9 protein-coding genes and 1 pseudogene are annotated in these 8857 nt (G+C 72.0%); 5 read left to right on the forward strand and 5 right to left on the reverse strand.

What is annotated here, in order from left to right:
* The 5 genes and pseudogenes from SSOG_RS27910 to SSOG_RS56390 form a co-directional block, all read right to left on the reverse strand.
* Positions 1-675: MFS transporter (locus tag SSOG_RS27910; protein WP_245606394.1), on the reverse strand; the 675-nt coding region annotated here is incomplete at its 3' end.
* Entirely contained in the window at positions 672-1448 is a 777-nt protein-coding gene (locus tag SSOG_RS27915; RefSeq protein WP_009717609.1) for an LLM class F420-dependent oxidoreductase, read from the reverse strand. The genes SSOG_RS27910 and SSOG_RS27915, both read right to left, overlap by 4 nt.
* 198 nt (positions 1449-1646) lie before the next feature.
* On the reverse strand, positions 1647-2663 hold the full coding sequence (locus SSOG_RS27920) for a zinc-dependent alcohol dehydrogenase (RefSeq protein WP_009717610.1): 1017 nt from the start codon (positions 2661-2663) through the stop codon (positions 1647-1649).
* Positions 2664-2773: 110 nt separating this feature from the next.
* Positions 2774-3433, reverse strand: a complete 660-nt coding sequence (locus SSOG_RS56385; protein ID WP_245606395.1) for an MFS transporter — start codon at positions 3431-3433, stop codon at positions 2774-2776.
* Between the two features lie 160 nt (positions 3434-3593).
* A pseudogene (locus SSOG_RS56390) lies at positions 3594-4337 on the reverse strand (MFS transporter); the annotation flags it as partial.
* Positions 4338-4699: 362 nt separating this feature from the next.
* Here SSOG_RS56390 and SSOG_RS27930 point away from each other — a divergent pair.
* From SSOG_RS27930 to SSOG_RS27950, 5 genes are all read left to right on the forward strand, one after another.
* On the forward strand, positions 4700-5461 hold the full coding sequence (locus SSOG_RS27930; protein ID WP_039938871.1) for a helix-turn-helix transcriptional regulator: 762 nt from the start codon (positions 4700-4702) through the stop codon (positions 5459-5461).
* A 271-nt stretch (positions 5462-5732) separates the two neighbouring features.
* On the forward strand, positions 5733-5984 hold the full coding sequence (locus SSOG_RS27935) for an acyl carrier protein (protein ID WP_009717613.1): 252 nt from the start codon (positions 5733-5735) through the stop codon (positions 5982-5984).
* A gap of 38 nt (positions 5985-6022) precedes the next feature.
* Positions 6023-7258 (forward strand): beta-ketoacyl-[acyl-carrier-protein] synthase family protein, encoded by a 1236-nt coding sequence (locus SSOG_RS27940; RefSeq protein ID WP_039938872.1) that lies wholly within the window; start codon positions 6023-6025, stop codon positions 7256-7258.
* Between the two features lie 3 nt (positions 7259-7261).
* Positions 7262-8413: a beta-ketoacyl-[acyl-carrier-protein] synthase family protein gene (locus tag SSOG_RS27945; protein WP_009717615.1), complete on the forward strand. Its 1152-nt coding sequence runs from the start codon at positions 7262-7264 to the stop codon at positions 8411-8413.
* On the forward strand, positions 8410-8857 hold a 448-nt coding region (locus SSOG_RS27950), incomplete at its 3' end, for a beta-ketoacyl synthase N-terminal-like domain-containing protein (RefSeq protein WP_281048125.1). The genes SSOG_RS27945 and SSOG_RS27950, both read left to right, overlap by 4 nt.

The following is an 8857-nucleotide window of genomic DNA, read 5'->3' on the forward strand; positions in this document are numbered from 1 at the left end:
CTGGGCGACGATCAGCAGCGTCATGGGGCGGGCGCGGAGGAGGGTGCGATACGTGGCTTCTTCGGCGGCCGTGGCCTGCGCCGGAACGCTCTGCCCCGCGTTGCGGGGGCGTACGTACCAGATCGCCGCGATCAGGGGGAGCGCGGCCAGCGCGTTGGCCAGGTACAGCCAGCGGAGCGTGCCGGTCGGGGTGTGCGCGCCCTGGAGCGCGAGCCCCGCGGCGACCGAACCCGCCCCGATACCGACGTTGTTGACGATGTGCCGGACGGAGAACGCGGTACGGCGGCCGCTCTCCGGAACGGCCGCGTCCACAATGCCCACGATCGACGCGTAGAACAGGCCGAAGCCCACGCCCACGCACGCCCCCGAGGCGAGCACCAGGGAGGTGGTGTCGGCCGGGGCCAGCATCCCGTACCCGGCGGCGAGCGCCGCCGCGCCCAGCACCCCCACCCGGTGCGGCCCGCGCCGGTCGGCCAGCGGGCCGCCGACGAGGGCCGCGGCGAAGCTGGCCACGGCCATCGCGATGAAGTACCCGCCCGCGGCCCGGGCGCCGAGGCCGAGCAGCCCGCTGATGTAGATCGCCGTGAACGGGAAGCACAGGCCGTTGCCGAGGGTGGAGACCAGCAGCGCGCCCATGAGCAGGGTGAAGCGGTGCCCCAGGGGTTCCCGTTTCATGGGGTGAGCGCGGCGCGCATCGCGAGCAGCTTCTCGACCGCCCCCAGGTCGTACGGGGCGGGCAGCGACAGCACGAGGTGCACCGCCCCGGCCTCCGCGAACCCCTCGGCCAGCGGCAGTTGGTCCGGGTTGACCATGACCGTACGGGCCACCTGCCCGGGGTCGCGGCCGACCCGTTCGCACCACTCGTCCAGGGCCCGGTTCAGCTCCCGGAACTCGGCGACCGGGTCGGTGGCGGCCCAGCCGTACCAGTTCCACCAGTCCGCCTCGCGGGCCACCAGCTCCAGGGTGCGGCGTCTGCCCGCGCCCCCGATGAGCAGCGGAAGCGGGCCCGCGGGGCCGGGGTTGAGCTTGGCCAGCCGCTCCTTGACGGCCGCGATGGACGCGGCGAACGCGTCCATGCGCCCGGCCGGGCCGGGGAACGGTATGCCGTACTCGGTGTGCTCGGCCTCGAACCACCCCGCCCCCAGCCCCAGCACCAGCCGCCCCCCGCTGAGCTGGTCCACGGTGCGGGCCATATCGGCGAGGAGGTGCGGATTGCGGAAGGCGGTGCAGGTGACGAGGGGGCCGATGGTGGCGTTCCGGGTCTCGACCGCCATCGCGGACAGCAGCGACCAGCACTCGTAGTGGGTGCCGCCCGGGTCGCCGGTGTGCGGGAGGAAGTGGTCCCAGGTCCAGAGCGAGTCGACGCCGAGGGCGTCGGCCTGCCGCCAGGCGGCGCGGAGTTCCTGGATGCCGGTGTGCTGGGGGTGGAGCTGGACGCCGATGCGCAAGGTGGTCCCTTCGGTTGTCGTTCCCCACCCCGCCCCTGGACCCCGCCCCCGCGGGGTGGGAGTGCGGCGGGGGCTTGCCCCTGCCGGGTGGGCACGGGCGACGGTCCGCGTGTCCGGTGCCGCGTGGATGGGCCGTAGGCCCGGTGCCGCCGGGTGGGGCGTGGGCTACGGGCGTCTGGGGCCCACCGGCCGCGGGGGCTACGGGGTGACGACGACTCGGTAGACCGGGGTCTCCGACGCCTGCTTCAGGGCCTTCTCCACCTCGTCCAGGCCGTACCGCGCCGTCACCAGGCTCTCCAGGCGGGGGGCCAGGGAGCCGCAGCGCAGGAGTTCGGCGGCGGTGCGCCAGTCGTCCGGTTCATGGCTGAAGGAGCCCGTCACGGTGAGCTGGCGGCGGTGTACCTCGTACCCGGGCAGCTCGGCGGGCGGGCCGTCGGGGGCGCCGCCGAAGAGGACGATCGTTCCGCCGTCGGCCACGGCGGCGAGCGCGGCGGCGATGCACTCGGCGCTGGCGATGGTCACGAAGACGACGTCCGCAGCGGGGAGTTGGGCCAGGTCCGAGGGGCGTACGGCGGCGTCGGCGAACCCCGCGACCGCCGTGCGGCGCTCCTCGTCGCGCTCCACCACCGCGACCCCGCGCGCCCCCAGCTCGCGGGCCACGGCCAGGTGGAGGTGGCCCATGTACCCGGCCCCGATGACGGTCACCCGGTCCCCGGCGCGGAAGCCGCCGCGGCGCAGGGAGTGGACGACGCAGGCGAGCGGTTCGCCCATGGCGGCGACCGCGGGGTCGGTGTCGCCGACCGACCAGACGCGGGAGGCGGGGAGCACGATGTGGTCGGCGAGTCCGGCGCCCATGGCGATCGCGCCGTCCGCCTCGCGCACCCGGCCCTGGAGGGCGACGCAGATGGCGGACTGGCCGCGGCGGCAGGCGCGGCAGGCGCCGCAGCGGGGGAGGCCGTCGAGGGTGACGAGGGAGCCGACGGCGGGCATGTCCTCCAGGCCGGCGGCGGTGGCGCCGACGCGCTCGACCCAGCCGGAGATCTCGTGTCCGGCGGCGGCCGGATAGACGGTCATGCGTCCGGCGTACAGGTTGGCCTCCATGGTGCAGATGCCGCACGCCGCGATGCGGACCAGCACTTCCGAGTCCCCGACGTCGGGCACGGGTATCCGTCTTAACTCGACCTCGCCTGCCGCGGTGATGACCGCTGTACGCATGGGAACAGCCCTCCGGAATACGGACGTTGTGCCGGGAGGCTATGCCCGTACCCCCGGGGAGGCAAGGAAAGGATCACGGGCCGTGAGCGGGCTCAGCGGGCTCAGCGGGCTCAGCGGGCGCTCTCGGCGTACGTCGCCCGCCGGAACGTCCACCAGATGATGACCGCGCCGACCGCCGCGGCGATGGCGCCGATCACGGCGGCGACGTGCATGGCGTGCACGAACCCCTGGTCGGCGAAGTCGGACAGCTGCGGCAGACGCAGCCGCCCGGCGATGAGCCGGGTGGCCTCGGGGGACTCCTCGGCGGCTCCGGCGGCGCCTGGCGGCAGATCGCCCAGCTTGGGGCTGATCTCGCCGCGGTAGACCCCGGCGAGGATGGAGCCGAGGACCGCGACCCCGAGGACGCCGCCGATCTGCCGCATCGCGTTGTTGACGGCGGATCCGGCGCCCGTGCGGTCGGAGGGCAGGACGGACATGATGGCCTCGGTGGTGGGGGCGACGGCGGCGCCCATGCCGAGCCCCTGGAGGATGAGGAAGACCCAGAACAGGCCCAGTCCGCTGTGCTCGTCGAGGAAGACGTACGCGAAGAAGCCGGTCGTGGCGATCAGCATGGCGACGGTGACGACGCGCCGCACCCCGTACGCCCGCACCAGCTTCGCCGACAGCGGTGCGCCCAGCAGCACGCCGATCGCGACGGGGGCGATGGACAGCCCGCACTCCAGCGGGGTCTGCCCGTGGACGCCCTGGAGATAGAAGCTCGTGTAGTACATCGAGCCGTTGAGGCCGAAGAAAGGTCAGCATCACAGCCACGCTCGCGCCGGTGAACCGGCTGTTGCGGAAGAGCCGGACGTCGAAACTGGGGTTGTCGACCCGCAGTTCGACCAGGACGAACACCAGGACGAGGACCGCGCCGACGGTGAACGCGCCGAGAATGGCCGGATCGTTCCAGTCGTTGCGGTGGCCGCCCTCGATGACGGCCCAGACGATGGCGAACAGGCCGACGGTGGAGAGCACCACGCCCAGCGGGTCGAACTTCTGCCGCACCTTGGCGGCCGCACCGGGCAGGAACACCAGCGAACCGGCCACGCACAGCACGACGATGGGCACGTTGACGAGGAAGACCGACCCCCACCAGAAGTGGTCGAGCAGCACCCCGCTGAGCATCGGCCCGGTGGCGATCGCGATACCGCTGGAGCCGGACCAGATGGCGATGGCGGTGGCGCGGTGCCGTTCGTCGAAGACCTGGGCGATCAGCGCGAGCGTGGCGGGCATGATCAGGGCGCTGCCGACGCCCATCGCCCCGCGGGCGACGATGAGTTCGGTGGCCGAGCCCGCGTACCCGGCCCAGGCGGAGGAGCCGCCGAAGACGAGCATGCCGGTGAGCAGCAGATTGCGGTGGCCGTAGCGATCGGCGAGCACCCCGCCGGTGAAGAGCAGCACCGCGAAGACCAGCGTGTAGGAGCTGATGCTCCACTGGAGCTGGTTGGGGCTGGCGCCGAGCCCCTCGTCCGGGTCGGCCAGTGTCTTGAGCGCGACGTTGAGGACGGTGTTGTCGAGCCACACCGCGAGTTGGGAGAAGACCAGCACCGCGAGAGCGAGCCATTGGCGGCCGGTGGGCGACTGCGCGTCGCCCGCCGGTGCCGTGTCGGTGATCGCGGTGTTCTGTGCAGCCATGGGGGCGGCGCCTTTCGGGGACCACTGAAGGGTGGGGGGTCCGCGCTCGTACGGCAAGGGACGGCTTGCTGGCTCAAGGCTTGCTGGCTCAAAGAGGAAGTTACCAATCTGCCGAGCCGGGGCGCAGCCCCTTGACCCCGTTGGAGGGTCTTCCTCCGCTGAAGGGCGACGATATTTACCCCGCTGACGGCCCGTTGAGCCATGATGTTCCTTGCCGTTTCGGCAGATGGCTCGTTACTGTGCCTCGATCGGGGAACGGGGGGTGTCCTTTGAGCCATTTTGGAATTCAACCAAATGACCGTACGCCTATTGAGGGTATCGACGGTATTGACGGCGCGACGGGCACAAGGAGAGCGGTTCGTATGGAGCCGGAAGCCGGGTCGGACAACCTGGAGGAAGCCCTCGGCCAGGCGTTACGGCTGATCGAGTCCGCCGTGACCCACCACCGCCGCGGCGTGCTCGCCTCGGCGACCGCGGAACTGCCGGTGGACGGCGAGGTCGTGGCGGGATGGGTGGCACGGCTGGTGCTGCGTGCCCAGCGTGACGTGATCTGGAGCCTGCCGGAGGTGACCTGCGAGGACCATGCGCGGCTGGTCGCGCAGACGCTCGCACAGCTGTCCGGCAAGGGCGTACGGATCCGGATGCTGTGCCCGCCGCGGGTGATCCGCGGATTGGTGTGGCAGCGCACGGTCGGCACGGTGCCGCGGCTGGAGGTGCGGGTGTGCGGCTCCGCACGGCAGGAGCTGGTGGTGGTCGACGGTGCGGCGGTGATCGCGCCCGAGCGCTCCGCGAGCGACCCCGGCGGCTCCCGCGCCTCGATGATCCAGAACTCGACGGTGGCCGCGATGCTGCACCGGCTGCTGTGCGGGATGTGGGACACCGCGCAGCGCCCGATGCGGCCGCTGTCCTTCGAGGGCGGGGCGCGCGGCCGGGTGCTGCGCGAGGTGCTGACGCTGATGGCCGAGGGCTACAAGGACGACGCGGCCGCCCGCAAGCTGGGGCTCTCGGTGCGTACGTACCGGCGCTACGTGGCCGACATCATGCGGGACCTGAACGTGGAGTCGCGCTTCCAGGCCGGGGTGCGGGCCGTGCGCGCGGGGCTCATGGAAGCGGAGCGCGACTAGTCGACTGCTGTGACGGGTAGTCGGGTAGTCGGGTTCAGGCCGATTTGAGCGGTCTGTGGGTATCACCGTGGCAGCTTGCTGCAGATTGGGCATCCTGACGTTCCGGTAACCGGCTGCGCAGTGCAGCTTTATGACAGCCGTGGTTGTCGTGCGGTTGGGTTCACGGGCGGTGTGACAGGTAGTGGACTCGGGGCTTGTCGCCCCCCGAACCGCCGCATAGCGTCATCGGCAGTCGTCGCTTTGCCCATGCCGAAAATGGAGGTGCGCGGTAATGGCCGCCATCGTCGAAGAGCGTCGGGAAACCATCAAGGAAATCGTCACGGATATCCTTGAGATCGACCCGGACGAGGTCACGGAGACCAGTCTCTTCAAAGAGGAGCATGACGCGGATTCGCTGCGTGCCATTGAAATACTTGCGGCGCTCGAAAAAACGTTCAACGTGGTCATCGACCAGTCCGAGCTGGGCCGGATGGTGAACCTCAAGGGCGTCTACGAGGTTGTTTCCGACGCGGCCGGCTGGTGACGGGACCCCTCGGTGGACTCCTCGGAAGGCAGGGCGATATGCGTGGTGAGTCGGGTCGCAGGGTCGTCGTCACCGGTCTCGGGGCGGTGTCCGGCATCGGCATCGGCGCCGCGGAATTCCTCGCCGGACTGCGCGCGGGGAAGAGCGCGGCACGGCCGGTCACCGCGTTCGACACCGAGGGTTTCGAGCATGCGATGGCATGCGAGGTCCCGGACTTCGAACCCGGGCGGTGGATCCGCAATCTGAACATCGGGAACCTGGGGCGGGCGAGCCAGTTCTCGGTGGCGGCGGCCCGTATGGCGGTGGCCGACGCCGGTATCGCGGAGGACGCGCTGCGCGCCGTACCGTCCCTGATCTCCATCGGCACCACCGACGGGGAGTCGGGCGACCTCGACCAGCTGGTCGAGACGGAAGTCGACCTGGGTCCCGAGCGGATGGACCCCACCGTCGCCCGCCGGGTGCCCGCCGGGCGGCTTTCGGCCGTCATCGCCGAGGAGTTCGGCCTGAGCCGGACGGAGGCGGTCACCCTCCCCACGGCGTGCGCGGCGGGCAACTACGCCATCGGCTACGGCTACGACGCGATCCGCGGCGGGGACGTGGAGGTCGCCCTGTGCGGCGGCGCCGACGCGCTGTGCCGCAAGACCTTCACCGGCTTCTACCGGCTGGGCACGATAGCGCCCGAGCGCTGCCAGCCCTTCGACAAGGACCGCAAGGGCATCCTCACCGGCGAGGGCGCGGGCGTCCTCGTCCTGGAGAGCCTGGAATCGGCGCTGGCCCGCGGCGCCCGCATCTACGCCGAAGTCCTCGGCTACGGCCTCAACTGCGACGCGGACCACCCCGTCGCCCCCAACCAGGACAGCGTGGCCCGCTGCATGCGGCTCGCCCTGGACGACGCCCGGATCAAGCCGGAGGAGGTCGACTTCATCTCCGCGCACGGCACCGGCACCCGGGCCAACGACATCACCGAGGCCCGCGCCATCCGCCAGGTCTTCGGCGACGACGCCCCGCCGCGCACCGTGTCCATCAAGTCGATGATCGGCCACTCCATGGGCGCCGCCGGGGCGCTCGCCTCCATCGCCTGCGCGCTGGCCCTCACCGAGGGGTTCATCCCGCCGACCATCAACCACGTGGAGACCGATCCGGAGTGCGGCCTCGACGTCGTACCGAACGAGGCCGTGGACGCCGAGCTGAGGGTCGTACAGAACAACGGGCTCGCCTTCGGCGGCAACAACGCCGTCGTGATCTTCGGCAAGCGCGGCACGGACTGGAATTGAGACATGAGTCAGCTGGTGACCGGCGCGGGCGCCGTGGTGAGCGTGGGCGAGGGCGTCGACGAGGTCTTCTCGGCCCTGTGCGCGGGCACCAGCGGACTCGGTGAACTGCGCGGCTTCGACCCGGACCGCTACCGGGGGCGGCACGCGTACGAGATCGACGACCGGCCGGGACCCGGCGCCGACGTGCCCGGCCGGGCCACCGCCTGGCTGCTGCGCGCCGTCGGGGAGGCGGCGCGGCAGGCCGGGCTCGGTGAGGACCTGAGCGGGGTGCCCGTCCTCGTCGGCACCGGGCTGCGCGAGCTGCGCTCGGCGGAGCTGGCCTGGCGCGACGGCACCGCGTTCGACACCGGCGGGCGGCTGCACTTCGGCACCGCGCTGCGAGAACGTTTCGGCGCGGAGCGCACCCACACCTTCGCGGGGGCGTGCTCGGCCTCGCTGTACGCCCTCGCGCTCGGCAGCGACCTGCTGACCACCGGCGCCGAGGACACCGTGATCGTGGCCGGGGTCGACACCGTCACCGAGTCCATGTACGGGCTGCTGGACCGGGTGAACGCCGAACCGCCCGACCGGGTCCGGCCGTTCGACCGGGAGCGCCGAGGGGTGCTGATGGGCGACGGCGCCGCCGCCGTGGTGCTGAGCCGGGAGGAGTCCGGCGCGCGCTCCGGCGCGCTCGGCAGACTGCGCGCTGTCAGCATGAACTGCGACGCGCGCCATGTCACCGCGCCCGACGCGCAGGGCATCGTACGGGCGGTGCACGAGGCCCAGCAGCGGGCGGGCGTCACCCCCGGCGAGATCGACCTGGTGCTGCTGCACGGCACCGGTACCCACCTCAACGACAGCGCGGAGGCGACCGCCATCGCCGAGGTCTTCGGCGCCGATGTCACGGCGCCGCTGATGACCGCGATCAAGTCCATGACCGGCCACACCTCGGGCAGTTCGGGGCTGGTCAGCCTGATCGTCGCGCTGAAGTCGCTGACCTCGGGCCGGGTCCCGCCGACCCTCGGCCTCACCGACCCGCTGCCCGAGGCGGCCGATTTCCGGTTCGTCCGGGAGCCGTATCCGGCCGATGTGGAGGGGCTGCGGTTCGCCCAGATCGACGCGTTCGGGTTCGGCGGGGTCAACGCGGTCGCCATAGTGGAGAGGGCGACCAGATGAGCGCACTCCAGGCGCTGCGCGCGCCCGGCACCGCCGTCGTCGTCACCGGGGTCGGGCTGGCCCTCCCCGGCGCGGACACCCCGGACGCGCTGCTGCGCGGCGCGCACGCCCCCGGGCGCGCGCCCGGGCCGTTCGACACCGGCGCCCGCATCGGCCGCCGCGGGCACCGCTACAAGGACCGGGCGACCCAACTCGCCCTGTGCGCCGCGCTCGACGCGTTACGCGACGCCGCCCTCGTCCCCGCCGACAGCGCCGATGGCGGGGAGCTGACCGTGCCGGGCGACACCGTCGGCGTGGTGGCCAGCTCCAACCTCGGCAACCTCGACACCGCGTGCCTCACCGCCGCCGCCATCGCCGAGGATTCGGCCCGCTCCCTGAGCCCCATGAGCCTGCCCAACGCCTCCAGCAATGTGATCGCCTCCTGGATCGCCATACGGCACGGGC

The sequence above is a fragment of the Streptomyces himastatinicus ATCC 53653 genome (assembly GCF_000158915.1).
Classification (GTDB): domain Bacteria; phylum Actinomycetota; class Actinomycetes; order Streptomycetales; family Streptomycetaceae; genus Streptomyces; species Streptomyces himastatinicus.